The 19,544-nt window shown below is 63.2% G+C and carries 16 protein-coding genes; 1 reads left to right on the forward strand and 15 read right to left on the reverse strand.

Annotated elements, in window-relative coordinates; all coding sequences use genetic code 11:
• Positions 1-7 precede the first annotated feature (7 nt).
• From lpxC to ANTHELSMS3_RS21000, 11 genes are all read right to left on the reverse strand, one after another.
• Positions 8-937: a UDP-3-O-acyl-N-acetylglucosamine deacetylase gene (gene lpxC / locus ANTHELSMS3_RS20950; RefSeq protein WP_094036566.1), complete on the reverse strand. Its 930-nt coding sequence runs from the start codon at positions 935-937 to the stop codon at positions 8-10.
• 387 nt (positions 938-1,324) lie between these two features.
• On the reverse strand, positions 1,325-2,956 hold the full coding sequence (gene ftsZ, locus ANTHELSMS3_RS20955) for a cell division protein FtsZ (protein WP_094036567.1): 1,632 nt from the start codon (positions 2,954-2,956) through the stop codon (positions 1,325-1,327).
• A 387-nt stretch (positions 2,957-3,343) separates the two neighbouring features.
• Positions 3,344-4,672, reverse strand: a complete 1,329-nt coding sequence (gene ftsA / locus ANTHELSMS3_RS20960; protein WP_094036568.1) for a cell division protein FtsA — start codon at positions 4,670-4,672, stop codon at positions 3,344-3,346.
• Positions 4,669-5,583, reverse strand: a complete 915-nt coding sequence (locus ANTHELSMS3_RS20965) for a cell division protein FtsQ/DivIB (protein WP_094036569.1) — start codon at positions 5,581-5,583, stop codon at positions 4,669-4,671. Before ANTHELSMS3_RS20965 ends, ftsA begins: the two co-directional genes overlap by 4 nt.
• Positions 5,571-6,491 (reverse strand): D-alanine--D-alanine ligase, encoded by a 921-nt coding sequence (locus ANTHELSMS3_RS20970; RefSeq protein WP_094036570.1) that lies wholly within the window; start codon positions 6,489-6,491, stop codon positions 5,571-5,573. Before ANTHELSMS3_RS20970 ends, ANTHELSMS3_RS20965 begins: the two co-directional genes overlap by 13 nt.
• Before the next feature lie 227 nt (positions 6,492-6,718).
• Positions 6,719-7,645: a UDP-N-acetylmuramate dehydrogenase gene (gene murB, locus ANTHELSMS3_RS20975; protein ID WP_094036571.1), complete on the reverse strand. Its 927-nt coding sequence runs from the start codon at positions 7,643-7,645 to the stop codon at positions 6,719-6,721.
• 40 nt (positions 7,646-7,685) lie between these two features.
• Positions 7,686-7,970, reverse strand: coding sequence for a hypothetical protein (locus tag ANTHELSMS3_RS20980; protein ID WP_094036572.1), 285 nt, complete (start codon positions 7,968-7,970; stop codon positions 7,686-7,688).
• A gap of 66 nt (positions 7,971-8,036) precedes the next feature.
• The gene (locus tag ANTHELSMS3_RS20985) at positions 8,037-8,285 is read right to left on the reverse strand and encodes a DUF2484 family protein (RefSeq protein WP_094036573.1); all 249 of its coding nucleotides are present in this window, start codon (positions 8,283-8,285) and stop codon (positions 8,037-8,039) included.
• A 513-nt stretch (positions 8,286-8,798) separates the two neighbouring features.
• Positions 8,799-10,205 (reverse strand): UDP-N-acetylmuramate--L-alanine ligase, encoded by a 1,407-nt coding sequence (murC, locus tag ANTHELSMS3_RS20990; protein WP_094037279.1) that lies wholly within the window; start codon positions 10,203-10,205, stop codon positions 8,799-8,801.
• A gap of 13 nt (positions 10,206-10,218) precedes the next feature.
• A complete protein-coding gene (locus ANTHELSMS3_RS20995; RefSeq protein ID WP_094036574.1) occupies positions 10,219-11,355 on the reverse strand; it encodes a UDP-N-acetylglucosamine--N-acetylmuramyl-(pentapeptide) pyrophosphoryl-undecaprenol N-acetylglucosamine transferase in 1,137 nt (378 codons plus the stop codon).
• 100 nt (positions 11,356-11,455) lie between these two features.
• A complete protein-coding gene (locus ANTHELSMS3_RS21000; protein ID WP_094036575.1) occupies positions 11,456-12,622 on the reverse strand; it encodes a peptidoglycan glycosyltransferase FtsW in 1,167 nt (388 codons plus the stop codon).
• 199 nt (positions 12,623-12,821) lie between these two features.
• Between ANTHELSMS3_RS21000 and ANTHELSMS3_RS21005 the strand changes: the two genes are divergently transcribed.
• A complete protein-coding gene (locus tag ANTHELSMS3_RS21005; RefSeq protein ID WP_094036576.1) occupies positions 12,822-14,006 on the forward strand; it encodes an NAD(P)/FAD-dependent oxidoreductase in 1,185 nt (394 codons plus the stop codon).
• A gap of 9 nt (positions 14,007-14,015) precedes the next feature.
• On the opposite strand, the gene murD is transcribed toward ANTHELSMS3_RS21005, so the two are convergent.
• From murD to ANTHELSMS3_RS21025, 4 genes are all read right to left on the reverse strand, one after another.
• On the reverse strand, positions 14,016-15,419 hold the full coding sequence (gene murD / locus ANTHELSMS3_RS21010) for a UDP-N-acetylmuramoyl-L-alanine--D-glutamate ligase (protein ID WP_094036577.1): 1,404 nt from the start codon (positions 15,417-15,419) through the stop codon (positions 14,016-14,018).
• Between the two features lie 62 nt (positions 15,420-15,481).
• Positions 15,482-16,564, reverse strand: a complete 1,083-nt coding sequence (mraY, locus tag ANTHELSMS3_RS21015; RefSeq protein WP_094036578.1) for a phospho-N-acetylmuramoyl-pentapeptide-transferase — start codon at positions 16,562-16,564, stop codon at positions 15,482-15,484.
• Between the two features lie 14 nt (positions 16,565-16,578).
• Positions 16,579-18,021: a UDP-N-acetylmuramoyl-tripeptide--D-alanyl-D-alanine ligase gene (locus tag ANTHELSMS3_RS21020; protein WP_094036579.1), complete on the reverse strand. Its 1,443-nt coding sequence runs from the start codon at positions 18,019-18,021 to the stop codon at positions 16,579-16,581.
• On the reverse strand, positions 18,018-19,511 hold the full coding sequence (locus ANTHELSMS3_RS21025) for a UDP-N-acetylmuramoyl-L-alanyl-D-glutamate--2,6-diaminopimelate ligase (RefSeq protein WP_094036580.1): 1,494 nt from the start codon (positions 19,509-19,511) through the stop codon (positions 18,018-18,020). The genes ANTHELSMS3_RS21020 and ANTHELSMS3_RS21025 overlap by 4 nt, the downstream gene beginning before the upstream one ends.
• Positions 19,512-19,544 lie beyond the last annotated feature (33 nt).

Raw genomic sequence — 19,544 nt, forward strand, 5'->3', positions numbered from 1 at the left:
GGGGCGCTTAGGCCACGGCCGGAATCTCGTGCCGCTCGACACCTGCGCCCGGAAGGCGTGCCGCCTGCGCCGGATCACACAAAACCACGCGGAACGCACCGGGCATGTCAAACAGCGCCCGCAACAGGGCATTTGTCATCGCGTGACCGGCCTTGTGGCCTTCGTAATGGCCAATGATCGGCGCGCCAGCCAGCGCAAGATCGCCAAGCGCGTCCAGCATCTTGTGCCGCACCGCCTCGTCCGAATGGCGCAGTCCGCCGGGTGACAGGACCTTGTCGCCATCAACCACAACCGCGTTTTCATAGGTGCCGCCCAGGGCCTTGCCCGCCGCATGCATCGCTTCGACGTCCGAGGCGCGGCAGAAGGTGCGGCTGTCGCACAGTTCGCGCACAAAGGCGCCGTTCGCAAGGTTGAGCGTCTTGGTCTGTTCGCCAATCGCCGCGTCGGCAAAGTCGATGTGGAATTGCATGGTCAGGCCCTGCCCCATCTCCGCCGGAGACAGACGGGCCCACCCCATGTCAGTACGCACTTCGACAGGGGCAAGAATTTCAATCGCACGGATCGGCGTCGCCAGTTGACGCAGGCCACGTGTAAGGATGCCGCGCACAAACGGAACCGACGACCCGTCGAGGATTGGGGCCTCGGGTCCGTCGATCTCGATCAATGCGTTGTGGACACCGCAGCCCGACAGGGCCGCCATGACGTGTTCGACGGTCGACACAGAGGTGCCCGCGCGGTTCACGATCCGGGTACACAGCGGTGAGGCATCAACCGCATCCCACCGCGCAGGAACCATCGTGTCGCCAAGCGCGATGTCGGTGCGTTTGAACCAGATGCCATAGTCGGCACTGGCAGGACGGATCGTCAGGCGCGCAGGCGCGCCGGAATGAAGTCCAACACCAGTAAATGTGATCGGCGAACGAAGAGTGGTTTGCACGAGGCTGCCCCTGAGTTGCACACGTCCCCCCAACCTGGACGCGGCTTTGACATTGGACCTAGCGAAGCCTCACCCTTGCCTCAAATCAAACATTGCAACGGTGTGAAACATCACCCGTGAACAGTCGGCGAAACCCCGCCACACGCCTGAATACATCACCTCAACTTATTGAAATATAATCCCTATTCCGTCGAATCCCACCCTGCATCACGACACCATGAATCCGCCGAAAACCGGTGTTTTTTGCAGAAATGTTGCGCTTTGTGAGCACCTTTGTTCCCCGCTCTGAAACAGAAAAACGCCCCCTGCTTGGGCAGAGGGCGTTCTCACGAGGTCGACTTGGTCAGGCGCTCGGGTCGGGCCCGTCCGCCTTAAGTTCACTCAGGTTCAGTTGGCCTGACGGCGCAGGAAGGCCGGAATTTCGATCCGGTCATCTTCGGCTTCGGGCTCTTGGTCATGGATCGGCGCCGGGCGATGCGCCTGCACCGGAGGCTGCGCGCGGCGGGCCTGTGCCGGAGCGGCTTGTTGCTCGGTGTGGCCGGTCATCCGACCGATCAGAGAATTGACGCTAAAGCGCGAGCGTTCCTCTGCCGGGGCTGCGGGCGCGGGCTGCGGAGCAGCGGCGGCCTGTTGTGCCTCTTCGCGGGTCCGCGCGGCGGCGGCCTTCAGCCGGTCCAGCGTGGCCGGGCTGGGCGTGCCGGGAGCGGGGGCGCGCGGCGCGACAAAGTCCTGCGGGTCCGCCTCGATCGTGTCGGGGGCGGGGCGGAACTCTGCCACATGGGCGCGGTACACCGGCGGCGGCAGGCCGTCGTCGGCGTGCTCTTCCTCGATCACCTCGTCATAGTCACGAGAGATGACCGGATCGGCCTGACCGACCTCATCCATCTGACCGAACAGCGACGGCTCCGGCTCTGCCTCGGCGGCGCGGGCGGCAACCGGTTCCGGTGCGGGCTGCGGCGCGGGGGCCGGAGCAGGAGCCGGGGTTGTGTTTGCCAAAGTGCCCAGCGGCTTGGACAGCGGACGGCGCGGCACCGGCACATCGCCGGTGTTTTCGCGGGCATCAATACCGGTGGCGACAACCGACACACGCATCCGACCTGCCATACCATCGTCCAGCGTGCTGCCGACGATGATGTTCGCCTCGGCGTCCACTTCCTCGCGGATGCGGTTGGCCGCTTCGTCCAGTTCGAACAGCGTCAGGTCGTGTCCGCCGGTGATGTTGATCAACACACCGCGTGCGCCCTTGAGGCTGATTTCGTCCAGCAGCGGGTTGGCAATAGCCTTCTCCGCGGCCTGAACCGCGCGATCTTCGCCCTCGCCCTCGCCGGTGCCCATCATGGCCTTGCCCATCTCGTCCATCACCGCGCGCACGTCGGCAAAGTCGAGGTTGATCAGACCCGGACGGACCATCAGATCCGTCACCCCTTTGACGCCCTGGTACAGCACGTCATCCGCAAGGCTGAACGCCTCGGTAAAGGTGGTCTTTTCGTTCGCAAGGCGGAAAAGGTTCTGGTTCGGGATGATGATAAGCGTATCGACAACCTTTTGCAGGCTTTCGACACCGGCCTCAGCCTGCTTCATCCGCTTGGCGCCCTCAAACTGAAAGGGCTTTGTCACCACGCCAACGGTCAGCACACCCAGTTCACGCGCCGCTTGCGCGATGATCGGGGCCGCCCCTGTCCCGGTGCCCCCGCCCATGCCTGCGGTGATGAAACACATGTGTGCGCCGGCCAGATGGTCAACGATCTGTTCGATGCTTTCCTCGGCCGCCGCAGCACCCACACTGGCGCGCGCCCCGGCACCCAGACCCTCGGTCACTTTCACGCCCAGCTGCACGCGGCTTTGCGACATGCTTTGGGCCAGCGCCTGAGCGTCGGTATTGGCGACGACAAAGTCGACGCCTTCAAGGTTTTTCTCGATCATGTTGTTGACGGCATTGCCGCCCGCGCCGCCCACGCCAAAGACCGTGATCCGGGGTCTCAGCTCGTCCTGTCCGGGCATCGAAAGATTCAGTGCCATGTTGTCGTCCGCCTGTTTTTTATTCCGGTTTCAGGCCTGTGCGCGGCCCGTTCACTTGAATCCTACCGATAGACGCCCGGTCCGTCACGCGAAAAACGCGTGAAAACCACCAGATGTGGCAATTTCGCGGCAAATTTTGGCTGTATTTCGCCAACCCGGCAACATACTGGGGGTTGGGCCTATCAGACCACTAAAACCACGCCACAGACACTCGTGGCGCGCTTTATACCGACTGACATTTTGAGGGAGTCTGCCCGACATCCCGTAGCCCCGCCTCTGTGGACGGATTTGTGTATAACCTAACAGAAGCTTGCCAGCCCGTCAGCCCCGGAAGTGATCCTCAAAACGGATTTTTTCGGGCCTGACGGCCAGCGGTGTCCAGCCCTGTTACCAGTTCTCACGGAACCATTGCATTGCGCGTTTCAGCGACCGCGCCGGCAGCCGATCCACCGGAATTTCAAAGTCCCACCATTCGTCCTGCGGATGCGCTGCGAACAGGCACAGACCCACCGCCGTGGCAAAGCCCGGCCCCGTCGCCGCCTGCGGCAATCCGTGGACGCGCAAGGGGCGGCCAAGGCGCACCTGCTGGCCAAGGATCTTGGTTGCCAATCCATCCAGACCGGGGATCTGTGACGCTCCGCCGGTCAACACGATCTGCTGGCTTGGCAAATGGTCAAAGCCCGCCGCATCCAATTGCATCCGCACCTCTTCAAGGATCTCCTCGACGCGCGGACGCATGATGCCGATCAACTCGGCGCGGCTGACGGTGCGGCGGTCATGTTCCCAATCGCCGGTATCGCCGCCAATCTCGATCATCTCACGGTCGTCGATGCCAGTGGCAACCAGCCCGCCGTAAAACGTCTTGATCCGCTCCGCCGTCGCCATCGAGACCTTCAGCCCCTTGGAAATGTCGCGGGTAACGTGATCGCCGCCCATGCGCACGCTGTCGGCGTAGATCATGTGTTTCTTGATAAAGATCGACAGACCCGTGGCACCGCCGCCCATATCGATACAGGCAGCCCCCAGTTCCTGCTCATCCTCGACCAGCGCCGAGACACCGCTGACATACCCGGAAGAGGCCAATCCGGCCAGTTCCAGATCGCAACGCTTGATACAATGGGCAAGGTTCTGGATCGCCTGCCCTTCGACCGTCAGCATGTGCATGTCACAGCCCAGCTCATTGCCGATCTGCCCGCGCGGATCGATCAATCCGCTGCGATGGTCCAGCACAAAGTTCACCGGCTGCGCGTGCAGCACCTCACGACCATAGCCAAAGTCCGGCACATCACAGGCCGACAGCACCCGCGCCACGTCCTGTTCATCTACCGTGGTGCCCATTACCTCTGCTTTACCCGCCAACCCGTAAGAACGCGGCTCGGCCCCTGAAAAGGCGGCGATGACATGATCGACCCGGATACCGGCCATCTTCTGCGCCGCCTGCACCGCCGTGCGGATCGACCGTTCGGTGGCGCCCATATCGTGCACTTCGCCGTGACGCACCCCGCGCGACCGCGTTGTCGCGGCCCCGATCACCCGGAATCCAGACTGCCCCGCCAGCGACCCGATGCCATCATCCGACGGGTCTGTTCCGTCGAAACGCAACACCAGACAGGCCACCTTGGACGACCCCACGTCCAGAATGGCCACCACGCCGCGCTGCATCGCCGCGCGACGCATGTTGCGCATCGCTCTTTGGGACTCGTAAAGTTCGATCATCGCACCACTTCCCTACCAGCCTCAATCGCCTTGATCCGCCACATCTTTTGCGTGGCGTCCTCGGTCATTCGTATTGTCGGTCTGCGCGGCAACCGCAGATCGACCACCGTCAAATCCCGCGCCAACAAGTCCAGACCCGGCGTCAGCGCCATGCCGATGGCCTGTTCCAGCGCCCGTTCCGCGCCCGCCTCGGGCAGCATGATCCGCTGATCACGGTCCAGCACCACGTCCCAGCGCCGCGCGCCGATCCGTTCAAACCCGCGCAGCCGCGCCCGCACCGGCCCGGTCAGCGCGTACAGCCGCAGCGCCTCGTCCACCGCCAGCTCCGCCGCGTCGCCCGCCACCACCGGCAGCGCCGCATAGGCCGCCCGCGCAGCGGCGGGGCCGACAAAGACCCCTTCGTCATCCAGCAATTGCAGCCCGTCAGCGGTCCGCCACAGCACAACCGGCTGGCGCTGGATCACATCCACCTGCAACACCCCGCCCTGCCGAACGCGCACCTGCGCCGTCTTGACCGCATCCAGCGCCGTCACCGTGCGCTGCACCTGCTCAAGATCCAGATCGAAAGAGCTTTTGGGAAAGTCGATCGACAGGTCTTCCCGGATCGCCGCCGCCACCTCTGGTGCCGCGCCGTCGATCGCCATCATGCGGACCTGAAACTCTGGCCGGTTCTCGACCGTGTCACGCACTTCGCTCAGCATCAGGTGAAACGCCTCGCGGTTCTCATCCACCGCGAACCACGCCGCCCCGATCCCGAAACACAGCCCAAACGGCAGCAACACCCGCAAGGTAAACCGAAAGAACGGCGTCAGCATGAGCCGTTCCAGCCGGTACTTCAGCTTGGACGCCCGCGGGTCCAGCCGCGCCATTTGCGGATCGTCATTGGCGGCCTGCGCCTCTACCTGTCGCATGAGGCCTCCTCGACCATCCAGCCGCAGAACTGGCCAAAGCTCATCCCAACCAGCGCGCCGTGCTCTGGTGACAAGGACGTCGGCGTCATGCCCGGCTGCGTGTTCGTCTCCAGCAGGATCAACCCGGCCAGCCCGCGCGCCTCATCCCAGCGGAAATCGGTGCGCGACACGCCCCGGCACCCCAGTGCCTTATGGGCGCGCAGGGCGTAATCCAGACAGGCGTCGGTGATCTCTTGCGGCACCTCGGCGGGGCAGACATGCCGCGACCCACCGGTCTTGTATTTCGCGTCGTAGTCGTACCAGCCCTCGGTGACGATATCCGTCACGCCCAGCGCCCGGTCCCCCATCACGGTTGTGGTCAACTCACGCCCCGGCACAAAGGCCTCGACCATGACAACCTCGGGCATCGCCGCATCCAGCGCTGGCGGCCCGTTGGCCGCCTCATCCACCAGATAGACCCCGACCGACGATCCCTCATTGTAGGGTTTCACCACATAGGGCGGCGTCATCACATGGCGCGCGCGCACCTCATCGGCCCGCGCCAGCAGGCTCTCGGCCACCGGCAACCCGGCGGCGCGGTACACGTCCTTGGTCTTTTCCTTGTCCATCGCAAGGGCCGAGGCCAGAACCCCGGAATGCGTATAGGGGATGCGCAGCCACTCCAGGATACCCTGAATACAGCCGTCTTCCCCCCAGCGCCCATGCAATGCGTTGAAAACCACGTCCGGGGTGAGCACTGCCAGCCGCTCGGCCACATCGGGGCCCGCGTCCAGTTCAATCACCTCGTATCCTTCGCCCCTCAAAGCGGCGGCGCATTCCCGACCGGAAACAAGCGAGACCTCGCGCTCTGACGAGGGACCACCTTTTAACACCACCACTTTCGGGATTGTCCTGCTCGACATTCCCAAATCTGCCTCAACTGCCCGGGGGCCTTGCCCCCATTCTTATTCAGGGGGGTACACCCCCATTTTTTTACAGAGGGCCAAGCCCCCGTTCTGTCTCAGGGGGAAACACCCCCATGGATCGCGCAGCGGTTCAACACCCTGTCGCTGGTTCTTGCGCGGTCACTGCCGCAATATGTTGTACAACCTGCCTGTGGTTGCCGGACCCTGCTTTTGTTGTTGTGCCAGTGGCCCTAGCTGCGGTCCGGCTCACCGACCCGCATGATTTCCCAGTGTAGCTCTATTCCGCTGTGTTGGAAAACCTTTTTTCGCACCGATTCGCCCAGCCCTTCAAGGTCCGCTGCCGTGGCGCCCCCGGTATTCACCAGAAAATTCGAATGCTTGGGCGACATCTGCGCGCCGCCCTGCGTGGCCCCGCGCATTCCCGCCTCATCGATCACCTTCCACGCCTTCAGGTCATGCACATCGTCCGCCTGCCCGGTCGAGGAAAACCCCGCCGGATTGCGGAACGTGCTGCCTGCAGTGCGGTCCTTGGTCGGCTGCGTCTCATCGCGCTTCTTCAACTGCGCATCCATCCGCGCGGCCAAGGCATCGGGATCGCCCGGCAGCCCCTCAAACACCGCCTCGACCAGCACCCAGCCCTCGGGCAAATCGCTTTGACGGTACTGCAAAGCCAGCTCCGCCGCCGGGATCACCACCAGATCGCCGTCCCGCGTCACCACGCGCACCTCGACCAGATGATCGGCCACATAGGTGCCATAACACCCCGCATTCATCCGCACCGCACCGCCAATACTGCCCGGAATGGTGCGTAGAAATGTCAGGTCAACGCCCGCCTCTGCGCTGCGCTTGGCCACATGCGCATCCAGCGCCGCCGCCCCCGCCGTCACCCGAGACCCTTCAACCGTGATACCGTTAAAGCCGCGCCCCAACCGGATCACGCAGGCCCGAATGCCGCCATCGCGCACAATCAGGTTAGAGCCGACGCCCATCGGGAACACCGGCACTTCGCGCGGCAACTCCGTCAGAAACGCACGCAGATCGTCCAGATCAGCAGGTTGAAACAGCCAATCCGCAGGCCCGCCCACGCGCAGCCATGTCAGATCGTTCAGCGGGCGGTCCGGGGTCAGCCGCCCGCGCGGGGTAGGAAGATCGCTCATGTCCGGTTGCTAGGCCGCACGACGCGCCACCGCAAGGGGATCATTCAACCTGTGGGACCATCTCGGCCTTGATCCGCCGCCAACGCCCGATCAACGCGCCCAGCCCAAGACCCAGCAACGCCGGGGCCGCGCCCAACAACCAGATCACAACATAGGCCAGCGCATCCCAGCCCTGCGCCACCTGGCTCTTGTACAGCCCCCAGGCCATCAACACCGCCAAAAGGACGGTCACTGTCCACGCAGCACTCGACATCCCATAACGCAAAAAGCCCCAACCGGCAGTCAAGCCGATCAGCGCCGCAACAGCGGGAATAACGAAAATCATCGGCGGGGCCCTCCTTGCGGCAACAGTCTTGCCGCGCAGACTCAAACCGCACCAGTCAGGATGCCCTTACCTTGCAGCGGTCTGCCGCATCCAGCGAAACATGTAGCGCACTGGCCAGCGCAACACACTCATGCCCGCGAACAGGACAAACAGCCCGACCCAAGGGCCGTTCTGATAGGTGACAAACCCGACAAGGGGGATGCCCAGCGCGATCAGCACATAGGCACGCGTCCAATGATTGTCCCGCGACGGGAGCATCGCCAGCACATTGGCCAGCAAGGCCCAAGCACAGGCGAGTATTAGCGATACCGACATTGTCTGCCCTCCGTATCCCCCCAGAGGTGGCGATAGCTTGCGCCAGTCGCGCCAATCACGCAACCCCCGCGATCTGTTCAAATGCAGAAAAGGCGATGAGTTTAAGCCTTTTACACCGATCTGTCGGCACGAAATGCCACTTTGGCCCGCCAGCGCTCCATATCCGTGTTCAGCGCCGGCATATTCTCGAGCAGACCAAATTGCCGCTCAAACGCCGTCCCCGGCCCCTCTATCCGGGCCCGTCCACACCTCGAACACCCAAGGGTCTTCGATGTTCCGACCGCGCGCGACAAAACACCCGCCGCCAAGCCAAACCGCAACGGCTTATCCCTCACCCCAGTTTCTTCTGTCCAAAAATATCCCGGGGGAGGCCGAAGGCCGGGGGCAGCGCCCCCCAAACAAAAACAGCCCCCGAAGGGGCCATTTCTTAAAGAAACGTAAAATCGTCTCTGTAACCTATTGATATCTCACACCCCACACGCTGTCCACGCGTGGACAGGGGTAGGCCGGGCTTCAGCCCGGCACCGCCTCCAGCCGCGCCGGCAACCCATTTGCCCAGGCCGAAATCGTGCCCGCCCCCAGACAGACCACCATATCGCCCGGCTGCGCCTGCTCACGGACCAGCCGCTCCAGATCGTCCTCGTCGCGGATCGCCCGCGCATGCCGGTGGCCGTGCCGGACCAGTCCCGCCACCAGATCGTCCCGCGTCGCCCCCGGAATGGGCTCTTCCCCGGCGGCAAACACCTCGGCAATCGCCACCACATCCGCCTCGTTGAAGCAGGAACAGAATTCCTCAAAGTGATGCGACAGACGGCTGTACCGATGCGGCTGATGCACCGCGATCACCCGCCCCTCACTGGCCTGCCGCGCCGCCTTCAAAACGGCGGCAATCTCGACCGGGTGGTGGCCATAATCGTCGATCACCGTGACCCCGTTCACCTCACCCACCTTGGTAAAGCGCCGGTTCACGCCGCCGAAGGCCGCCAAGGCCTTGCGAATCTCATCGCCCGACATGCCCAGATGCCGCGCCACCGCGATGGCCGACAGAGCATTGCTCACGTTGTGATCGCCCGGCATCGGCAGGGTCATGTCCTCGATCACCTCACCCGTCTGCTGGAACACCACGTCAAAATGCGCCACGCCGCCTTTGTAGGTCAGCCCCACGGCGCGCACATCCGCCTGCGCATTGAACCCATAGGTCACCACGCGCCGATCAGACACACGCCCCACCAGCGCCTGCACCTCGGGGTGATCGGTGCAGCAAACGGCCAGCCCATAAAAAGGAATGTTCGACACGAAGTCATAGAACCCGTTGCGCAGGTTCTCGATCGTGCCCCAATGTTCCATATGCTCGGGGTCGATGTTGGTCACGATGGCGATGGTTGCGGGCAACCGATTGAAGGTGCCGTCGCTTTCATCCGCCTCGACCACCATCCACTCACCCTGCCCCATGCGGGCGTTAGAGCCATAGGCGTGGATGATCCCGCCATTGACGACCGTGGGGTCAAACTCACCGGCGTCCAGCAGCGTGGCGACCATCGTGGTGGTGGTGGTCTTGCCATGCGTGCCCGCGACGGCGACGTTGGATTTCAACCGCATCAGCTCGGCCAGCATCTCGGCCCGGCGCACGACGGGAAGACCACGGCGGCGCGCCTCGTCCAGTTCGGGATTGCCCGGCTTGATCGCCGAAGAGATCACCACAACCTCGGCCCCCTCAAGGTTCGAGGCCACCTGCCCCTCGAACACCCGCGCGCCCAGGTCCACCAACCGCTGGGTGATCTTAGTTGATTTCAGATCAGAGCCCTGCACCGAATAACCGTGGTTCAGCAGCACCTCGGCGATGCCGGACATGCCGATGCCGCCGATGCCGACGAAATGGATCGCGCCCACATCGCCGGGCAGCTTTGTCGCGCCGGTCATGCAGGCGCCCCGCTCAATCCCCAAGTCCTTCATCTACCGTGCCCTCATCGTTTGTTGTTATGCCTGCCAGTTCTTCGACCAGCGCGGCCAAGTGGTCCGCCGCCTCGGGTTTGCCCACCCGCAGCGCCGCTTGGACCATCCGGATCGCGCCCTGCTCATTGCTCAGAACCGCCTGGATCGCCTCTGTCACCGTCTCGATTGTCAGTTTTGTTTCCGGGATGCGGATAGCCGCGCCAGCATCCACCAGCGCCTGCGCGTTGGCCATCTGATGATCGCCTGTCGCATGCGGATAGGGGATCAGGATGCTGGGCCGTCCGATCACCGCAATATCCGCCACCGACGACGCGCCAGAGCGCGAGATCACCAATTGCGCCTCACTCATGCGGGCAGGCACATCATGAAAGAACGGCTGCACATCCGCGTCCAAACCGTGTTCGGCGTAGTAAGTCGCCACGCGCAGCTCATCCTCGTCCCGCGCCTGATGGCTGACGCGCAGGTTGCCGACCATCTCCAGCGGCAGCGCCGCAATCGCGGGTGGCACGATGTCCGACAGCGCCCGCGCGCCCTGAGAGCCGCCGATCACAAGGATCGACATCGGATAAGGTCCGGGCGCGATATAGCCCGCGCCCGCCCGTTCCCGCACCGTCAGGCGCACCGGGTTGCCGGTATGGATGCCCTCGACCCCTTCGGGCAGGTCAGTCGGCCAAGTGCCGCAGGCCATGACGTCAACCTTGCTGGCAAACCAGGTGTTCACTTTGCCCAGGACGCCGTTTTGTTCGTGGATCATGCGCGGCAATTTCATCAGCCAAGCGGCGGTCAGCGCCGGGACACTGGGATAGCCGCCAAAGCCGACCACCACGTCGGGGCGATCCCGCCGCATCCCGATCATCGCCGACACAACGCCCGAGGCCAGCCGGAACGGCACCAGCGCCTTTGCCAGCACCCCGCCACGATCAAACGTTGCAGAGGCCACGGTTTCGATTTCGACCGCTTCAGGAAAGGCGCCGGTATAGCGTGCGCCGCGCTGGTCGGTTGACAGCTTTACCCGCCAGCCGCGCGCCAGCATGATTTCCGCAAGGGCCTGCGCAGGGAACATATGTCCACCTGTGCCGCCCGCCGCCATCACCAGCAAAGGCTTGCGCTCGCCCATTTACCCAACTCCGTAACCGATCCACGCGCGGATATATCATCCCCACGTCCTCGTCCATGACAAGGGGAAGACCGGCAGGTTCCTGCCCATAAGGCCGGTGTCACCGCGCCCGTCCGCGCAAAATGTCGCGGATTTCGCCTTGAGGGCGCGACCGGGTAAAGGCCAGCAGCATCCCCACCGCGATGCCACCCGCGATCAAAGACGATCCGCCGTAACTGACAAAGGGCAGCGTCATGCCTTTGGCCGGCAACAACCGCACCGCAACGCCCATGTTGATCATCGCCTGCACGCCGAACATCGCCGCAAGGCCGGTGCCTGCCAGTCGGATGAACGGATCGCGTTCCCGCATCAGTCGGATCAGGCTGCGCATCACGATAGCGGCGTACAAGGTAAGGATCACCAAAACCATAAGCAGGCCGTATTCCTCAGCCGCGACGGCGATGATGAAATCTGTATGCGCGTCCGGCAGGCTCCACTTCACCTGCCCCTCACCCACGCCAACACCGAAAAAGCCCCCCTCGCGGATCGCGTTTTCGGCATAGCCAAGTTGTGAGGTTGGATCGACCTCGGGGTTCAGGAACCCGTCAAAACGGCGCTGAAAGTGCTCGGACGAGTTATAGGCCACCATGCCGCCAAGCACGACCAGCCCCGCCAGACCCACAAGCAGCAACATCGGCGCGCCGCCGACAAACCACATCACACCCCAGCCGAACAAGACCAGCGCCGCCTGGCCAAAGTCCGGTTGAAACGCCAGCATCATCACAATCGCAAACATGAGAATAAAGGAGTACATCCGCCCCGGCGGGCCGCTCAACTCTTGCCCAGCCGCCATCAGCCAAGCGGTCAGGATCACGAACAGCGGCTTGAGAAACTCGGACGGCTGCACGCTGGCAAAGCCCAGCGAATACCACCGCACTGCGCCCTTGCCGAAATCCGTGCCCAACACCGGCAAAAGCGCCAGTGCGATAAAGGCCACAAAGAACCCCATCACCGCCAAACGGCGCACCATCACCGGCCCCATCATCGAGGTCAGCACCATGGCCACCATTGCCAGCCCGCCAAAGAACGTCTGCTTTTGGACATAGTAGAACGGTGGCTGGCCGAGGCGATCCGCCAGCGGCGGCGAGGCCGCTAGCCCCAGCAACAGCCCCACACCGAACAGCATGAAAATAAAGGACAAGGTCCACTTGTCCACCGTCCGCCACCATTTCGGCAACACAGGCTCGCCACCCTTAACGGGCACCGTGCCGTAAACCATTTCTGTCATCTGAACACCGCTACTGCCTCGGACCGCCCGGTTTTCCGGGTCTGACGGTCAGTGTAGCGCAGAAATCTAAGTCACGCCAAATGAATCCGGCGACTGCCGAGGCGGTGTGCCCACGCGGCCACGTTCATCCCTGCCTTTCGCGGGATGACTCCGCGCCGCCCTCTGGCCTTTTCCTAGGTTTGCCCCTACCTCCCGCCCCATGCATGTCAACACCTTGATCCTTGGCGCAGGTGCCGCCGGACTGATGGCCGCCGCTCAGGCGGGGCCGGATGTTCTGGTCATCGACCATGCCAAAGCCCCCGGCGAAAAGATCCGTATCTCCGGCGGCGGCCGCTGCAATTTCACCAACATGTATTGCGATCCCGATAGCTTCCTGTCTGAAAACCCGCATTTCGCCAAATCCGCGCTTGCCCGCTTTACGCAATGGGAATTCATCGAAATGATCGACCGCCACGGCATCGCGTGGCACGAAAAGACGCTGGGACAACTATTCTGCGACGGGAAGTCTACCCAGATCGTCGACATGCTGTTGAAAGAGATGGAAAAGGCCGGTGCATGCCTCTGGCTGCGCACCGCAATCAAGGACACCCGCCACACCGACGGGCGCTTTGTCACGCTGCTGGAAAAAGACGGTCGGGAGATTGAAGTCACCTCTCAAAACCTGATCCTCGCCACAGGCGGCAAATCCATCCCCAAGATGGGGGCCACCGGCATCGCTTACGACATCGCGCAACAGTTTGGCCATGACCTCACGGACATCCGCCCCGCGCTGGTCCCCCTTACCTTTGGCGACCGTTTCGCGCCGCTGGCCGGGGTCGCGACAAACACACGGGTTTCAACCGAGGCGACCAGCTTTTCCGAGGCCATGCTATTCACCCATCGCGGCCTGTCCGGCCCCGCCATCCTGCAAATCTCCAGCTATTGGAGTGAAGGTCAGGAGATCGTGGTTGACCTGTTGCCGGATCTCGATCTTTCCAATCTTCTGCGGGACAAGCGCCAAACCGATGGCAAGCGTGCGCTCAGCGCCGAACTGGCCACACAACTGCCCGCACGTCTGGTGAGCTTTCTTGGTCAGGAGATTGATCTGAAAGGCAATATCGCGGATCTATCGGACATCCGTATGGATCAGCTGACAGAGGCCCTAACCGAATGGCGGCTCAAGCCCACCGGATCTGAGGGCTATCGCACCGCCGAAGTCACCCTGGGCGGCGTCTCGACCACCGGTCTCGACTCCAAGTCTCTGATGTCAAAGCACCTTCCCGGTCTGTATGTCATCGGAGAGGCCGTCGATGTTACCGGCTGGCTGGGTGGCTACAACTTTCAATGGGCTTGGGCCTCTGGCATGGCCGCGGCGCGCGACATTCAGAGCCGCGCAACCGCTTGAAATCGGACGCTATTCCTGACCTGTCGCGGACATAACGCAGGCGATGAAGTCATCCCCGCGTTGTTCAAAATTGTCATACTGATCGAAACTAGCGGCCGCCGGGGCCAGCAGAACCACCTCTCCCGGCTGCGCATCCGCAGCGGCACGGGCCACCGCCGTTGCCATGTCACCGCAGATTTCCGCTGCCACACCCGGCAGTTGCAACGCAAAGCTTTCTGGTTCGCGGCCGATCACATAGGCTTTGGCCACATGATCCAACGCAGGCTGCAACGCCCCCAAACCGCCGTCCTTCATCAACCCGCCACAGACCCAGCGAATTTTCGGGAATGCCAGAAGCGCCTTTAGCGCGGAGTCGACGTTTGTTGCCTTTGAATCATTGACAAAGGTGACGCCGTTCACCTCGGCCACCCGCTGGCTACGGTGCGGCAAACCGGTAAAACTGCGCATTGCGGCCTCGATCTCACGCGGGGCAAGGGTCAGACTGCGGCAGGCGGCGTAGGCAGCGCATGCATTCTGGTGGTTATGCGCCCCTGGCAGCCCGGCAATGTCGCGCAGATCCAATGAGGCCACCTGCCGCCCCTTGCGCCACTCTGACAAAAACCCTTTGCGCACAAAGACATACCATCCCGGCCCGCCCAGTTTTTGCCCACTGGAGACCCGGATCACACGGTCATCCGCGCGCCCCTCAGACAGTTGACCGGCCAGGTACAGCCCCTCGACCTCATCGACGCCAATGACAGCGCGGTCCGGTCCACCCTCGGCAAACAGCCGTCGCTTGGCCGCGAAATAACCGCCAAGGCCCGCGTGCCGGTCCAGATGATCAGCGGAAAAATTGGTGAAAACAGCCACATCCGGCGTCAAGCTGCGTGCCAGATCGGTCTGATAGCTGGACAGTTCCAGAACCACGACCCCGCCATCCTCCGGCGGGTCGATGTCCAGCACGCCGCGCCCGATATTGCCGGCAAGCTGGCTCTCGCGGCCCGCTGTCGTCAGGATATGATGGATCAGCGCCGAAGTGGTGGACTTGCCGTTGGACCCTGTCACCGCAATCACCTTGGGCGGTTGGTCAAACATGTCCCAATCGCCACCAAGGCTCTGAAAGAAAAGCCCGATATCGTTGTCCACCGGTACACCCGCCCGCAGGGCTGCCGCGATGGCTGCATTGGGTTGCGGATATAGATGGGGGATACCGGGCGATGTAATCAGGCAGGCCACATCGTCAAACGCCTCTGCCCGGTCCAGCCTGCGGACCTCAAACCCGTCGTCTTCGGCCCGGGCCCGGGCCGCGTCAGTGTCGTCCCAGACCACCACCCGCGCACCACCCTCGCGCAGCGCGCGCGCCGCCGACAGCCCGGATCGGCCCAACCCCAGCACCGCGACAACGGCGCCCTCGTACCCGAGAACAGGGATCATGACAGTTCTCCCACAAGGTCACAAAGGCACGCCAAGCGCCTGTTGGACATGAAGCTTCCGGTTCAGCGTACTTTCAGTGTGGCCAGTCCGATGATCGCAAGGATCAACGAGATGATCCAGAACCGGATCACGATAGTCGGTTCCGCCCAGCCCTTTTTCTCATAGTGGTGGTGGATCGGGGCCATCAGAAAGACGCGCTTGCCGGTCTGTTTGAAATACAGCACCTGAATGATGACCGACAGTGCCTCGACCACAAACAGCCCGCCGACGATGGCCAGCACAACCTCATGTTTGGTGGCTACCGCAATCGCCCCCAATGCACCGCCCAGCGCCAATGACCCGGTATCGCCCATGAAAACCGCCGCAGGGGGCGCGTTGTACCACAGGAATCCCAGACCGCCGCCAACAACCCCAGCGGCAAAGATCAGGATCTCACCAGTGCCTGGCACATAGTGCACGTCCAGATACTCGGTGAAATCGACCCGCCCCACCGCATAGGCGATCACCCCCAGCGTCGAGGTGGCGATCATCACCGGCATGATGGCGAGCCCGTCCAGACCATCGGTCAGGTTAACTGCGTTGGCCGCGCCCACAATCACGATCATGGCGAAAGGCACAAAGAAATAGCCCAGATAAACCAGCGTATCCTTGAAGATCGGAAAGGCCACGCGGTACGACAAGTCGTCAGGATGATAGGCCGCAGCCCAGAATCCGGCGATCCCGGCAATGACAAATCCCAGCAATAGCCGCACCTTGCCGGACACGCCTGCGGTGTTCTGCTTGCTCACCTTGGCGTAGTCGTCGGCAAACCCGATAGCCGCATAGGCAATCGTCACAAACAACACCATCCAGACAAACGGATTGTCCAGACGCGCCCACAGCAGGGTCGACGTAACCAGCGCCCCGATGATCAGCAACCCGCCCATGGTGGGGGTGCCCGCCTTGGCGAAATGCCCCTCGGGACCGTCAGCGCGGATCGGCTGGCCCTTCCCCTGCCGCTTGCGCAGCACGTTGATCAGCGGCGGACCAAAGAGAAAGCCAAAGATCAACGCCGTCAGGAACGCCCCGCCTGCGCGAAACGTGATATAGCGAAACAGGTTGAAGGCGTCGCCGCCGTCACTGAATTCTGTCAGCCAGAATAGCATGGCCCTCGTCCTTCCTAGCCTTCCAGATCCGGTGTCGATTGGCGCAATTTGCGGATGGCGTCAACCACGCGCCCCACCCCCATCGAAAGAGAGCCCTTGGCCAGCACAACGTCGCCCGCGTCTAAATCGCGCCCCACACGCTCGGCCATCTTGTCAGCGGTTTCGGTCCAATGACCGCGCTTTTCCGTCGGCAGGTCGCGCCACAGGTGCTGCATCAGCGGCCCGATACAATGAACAACATCAATCCGGTCCAATGCCGGGTTCTGTGCAATTACGCGGTGCAGAGCCACTTCGCTGCGGCCCAGTTCTTTCATGTCGCCAAGGTACGCGATCCGACGCCCCCGCGAGACGCGCCCAATGCCGTTGCGCGGTTCTGCCGCCGCCAGCACTTCCAGCGCAGCCGCCAGCGACGCCGGGTTGGCATTGTAGGCATCGTCGATCAGATCGACGCTGATGCGCCCATCCACCGGGTCCAGCGCAATCTTTTCGCGTTGGCCGCGCCCCGCGCCCGGCTGCCATTGGCCCAGCGCCATAACTGCCAATGCCGGATCAAGACCCAGCGCATCGGCCACAGCCAGTGCGCCCATGGCGTTGACGGCAAAGTGCCTCCCCGGAGCCAGAACCTTGAACAGACGCGTCTCAACCCCCGCCCGGCCCACGGCCACCGTGCAGGCGTCTCGCACTGTGACGCGGTACAAACGGTACTGGTTGCAGGCCTTTTCGCCAAAGCTGACGGCAAAGCGGCGCCCCGCATCGGCCTTTTCCCGCAAGATCGGGCTGATCGGCAGATCGCCGTTGAAAATGGCGGTGCCGTAGGGTTCCAGTCCATCAAAGATGGCGGCCTTTTCGCGCGCAATGCCCTCAACGCTGTCAAAGGCGGCAAGGTGTGCGGGCGCGACAATCGTGACCAGCGCCACATGCGGGCGGGTCAGCCGCGCCAAAGGTGCAATTTCGCCGGGGTGGTTCATGCCGATCTCGATCACGGCAAAATCCACATCGCGTGGCATCCGCGCCAGCGTCAGCGGCACACCCCAGTGGTTGTTATAGCTTTTCTCGGCGGCATGGACGCGGCCCTGCGCGCCCAGGACCGTGCGCAGCATTTCCTTGGTCGATGTCTTGCCGACCGAACCTGTCACCGCAACGATCCGCGCGCGGGTGCGGGCGCGCGCGGCCTCACCCAATGCTTCAAGTCCGGCCTGCACATCCTTGACGATCAATAGAGGTGCAGAGTCATCCACACCCTCCGGCACATGGCTGACCAGTGCCGCCGCCGCGCCACTGTCCAGCGCTTGTTTGACGAAATCATGACCGTCGCGCGCCGCCTTGAGCGCCACAAACAGATCGCCGGGCTTCAGGGTCCGGGTATCAATCGACACGCCCGTTGCAGTCCAATCGCAGGGCGTGGTGCCGCCGGTGGCGGCGACCGCCTCGGCCGAGTTCCACAAAGGCGTGCTCATATCCCCTTCCCGTCCAACGCCGCCACCGCAATGCTGGCCTGCTCTACGTCGTCGAAGGGGTAAACCGTGTCTCCCACGGTCTGCCCGGTCTCATGCCCTTTGCCGCAGATCAGCAGCGCGTCACCGGGGCCCAGCCCGTCGACACCGCGCAGGATCGCCTCTGCCCGGTCAGCGACCTCAAGTGCCTCAGGCGCGCCCTGCATCACCGCTGCGCGGATCAAGGCGGGATCCTCAGAGCGCGGGTTGTCGTCGGTGACAATCACGCTGTCGGCGTTTTCGGTTGCTGCCATGCCCATCAGCGGGCGTTTGCCACGATCCCGGTCGCCGCCCGCGCCAACCACGGCGATCAACCGCCCCATGACATGCGGACGCAACGCCTTGCAGGCGGTCGCCACCGCGTCAGGGGTATGGGCGTAATCGACAAAGATCGCCGCCCCGTTGACGCGCTTGGCGGCCAATTGCATCCGTCCGCGCACCGTCCCCAACAGGGGCAGCACATCAAACACATCCTCCGGGTCACCGCCGCAGGCAATCACCAGCCCCGCCGCGACCAGAATGTTTTCCGCCTGAAAGCCGCCGATCAGGCCAAGGCGTTCCTGCCGCACCGTGCCCTCAAAGCTCAGCCGGATTTCCTGCCCCGTGGCATCAAACCTCTGTGCCTCAAGACACAGATCTGCCGCCTCACGTCCCACGGTGATCACCTCTTGGCCGCGTGCCCGCGCAATGGCGAGCATGTCCACGCCGCGCGGGTCGTCGATGTTGATCACCGCGATCCCGTCCTCGGGCAAGACGCGGGCAAATAGCCCCGCCTTGGCAGAGAAATACTCGTCAAAGCTTTCGTGGTAGTCCAGATGGTCCTGGGTGAAGTTGGTGAACCCCGCCGCCGTCAGCGTCACGCCGTCCAGCCGCCGCTGCGCCAACCCGTGACTGGACGCCTCCATCGCGGCGTGGGTCACGCCCGCCTCCGCCGCGCCGGACAACACCCGGTGCAGGGTGATCGGCTCTGGCGTGGTGTGCTTCAGCGGTGTTTGCCAATCGCCCTCAACGCCGGTGGTGCCGACATTGACCGCGCGCAGGCCCAGTTCCTGCCAGATCTGCCGGGTAAAGCTGGCGACCGATGTTTTGCCGTTTGTGCCTGTCACCGCAACCACGGTTTCCGGCTGAGATCCGAACCACAACGCGGCCGTATAGGCCAGCGCCTGACGTGGATCCTCGGCGATTACCAGCGCCGCGTTCGACGCCGCCAGTTCCGCCTCTGCCATCTTTGCGCCCGCCGCATCGGTCAGTACCGCTGCAGCCCCCATGCGCAAGGCGAACTGGATGAACTCTCCGCCATGCACCCGCGTGCCCGGAAGCGCGGCAAACAGAAAGCCCTCGCGCACCTCACGGCTGTCAACTGCCAGCCCCGTCACCGCGACCTCTTTTCCGCCACGCGCGGTAAGACCCAGTTGTGACAGACTCTTTGTCAGGATGCTGCGTTCAGACGCCATGTTTCAATCGCCCCCGGCTGTGGTTCTGGCCCT

The organism is Antarctobacter heliothermus (genome assembly GCF_002237555.1).
In the GTDB taxonomy this organism is placed as follows: Bacteria; Pseudomonadota; Alphaproteobacteria; order Rhodobacterales; family Rhodobacteraceae; genus Antarctobacter; species Antarctobacter heliothermus_B.

What these genes read in the sequence shown, in the direction of transcription:
- ftsZ (WP_094036567.1), bottom strand. Translation starts at nt 2,956, where the DNA reads ATGGCACTGAATCTTTCGATGCCCGGACAGGACGAGCTGAGACCCCGG.
- ftsA (WP_094036568.1), bottom strand. Translation starts at nt 4,672, where the DNA reads ATGATCGAACTTTACGAGTCCCAAAGAGCGATGCGCAACATGCGTCGC.
- ANTHELSMS3_RS20965 (WP_094036569.1), bottom strand. Translation starts at nt 5,583, where the DNA reads ATGCGACAGGTAGAGGCGCAGGCCGCCAATGACGATCCGCAAATGGCG.
- murB (WP_094036571.1), bottom strand. Translation starts at nt 7,645, where the DNA reads ATGAGCGATCTTCCTACCCCGCGCGGGCGGCTGACCCCGGACCGCCCG.
- ANTHELSMS3_RS20980 (WP_094036572.1), bottom strand. Translation starts at nt 7,970, where the DNA reads ATGATTTTCGTTATTCCCGCTGTTGCGGCGCTGATCGGCTTGACTGCC.
- ANTHELSMS3_RS20985 (WP_094036573.1), bottom strand. Translation starts at nt 8,285, where the DNA reads ATGTCGGTATCGCTAATACTCGCCTGTGCTTGGGCCTTGCTGGCCAAT.
- murC (WP_094037279.1), bottom strand. Translation starts at nt 10,205, where the DNA reads ATGACCGGCGCGACAAAGCTGCCCGGCGATGTGGGCGCGATCCATTTC.
- ANTHELSMS3_RS20995 (WP_094036574.1), bottom strand. Translation starts at nt 11,355, where the DNA reads ATGGGCGAGCGCAAGCCTTTGCTGGTGATGGCGGCGGGCGGCACAGGT.
- ANTHELSMS3_RS21000 (WP_094036575.1), bottom strand. Translation starts at nt 12,622, where the DNA reads ATGACAGAAATGGTTTACGGCACGGTGCCCGTTAAGGGTGGCGAGCCT.
- ANTHELSMS3_RS21005 (WP_094036576.1), top strand. Translation starts at nt 12,822, where the DNA reads ATGCATGTCAACACCTTGATCCTTGGCGCAGGTGCCGCCGGACTGATG.
- murD (WP_094036577.1), bottom strand. Translation starts at nt 15,419, where the DNA reads ATGATCCCTGTTCTCGGGTACGAGGGCGCCGTTGTCGCGGTGCTGGGG.
- mraY (WP_094036578.1), bottom strand. Translation starts at nt 16,564, where the DNA reads ATGCTATTCTGGCTGACAGAATTCAGTGACGGCGGCGACGCCTTCAAC.
- ANTHELSMS3_RS21020 (WP_094036579.1), bottom strand. Translation starts at nt 18,021, where the DNA reads ATGAGCACGCCTTTGTGGAACTCGGCCGAGGCGGTCGCCGCCACCGGC.
- ANTHELSMS3_RS21025 (WP_094036580.1), bottom strand. Translation starts at nt 19,511, where the DNA reads ATGGCGTCTGAACGCAGCATCCTGACAAAGAGTCTGTCACAACTGGGT.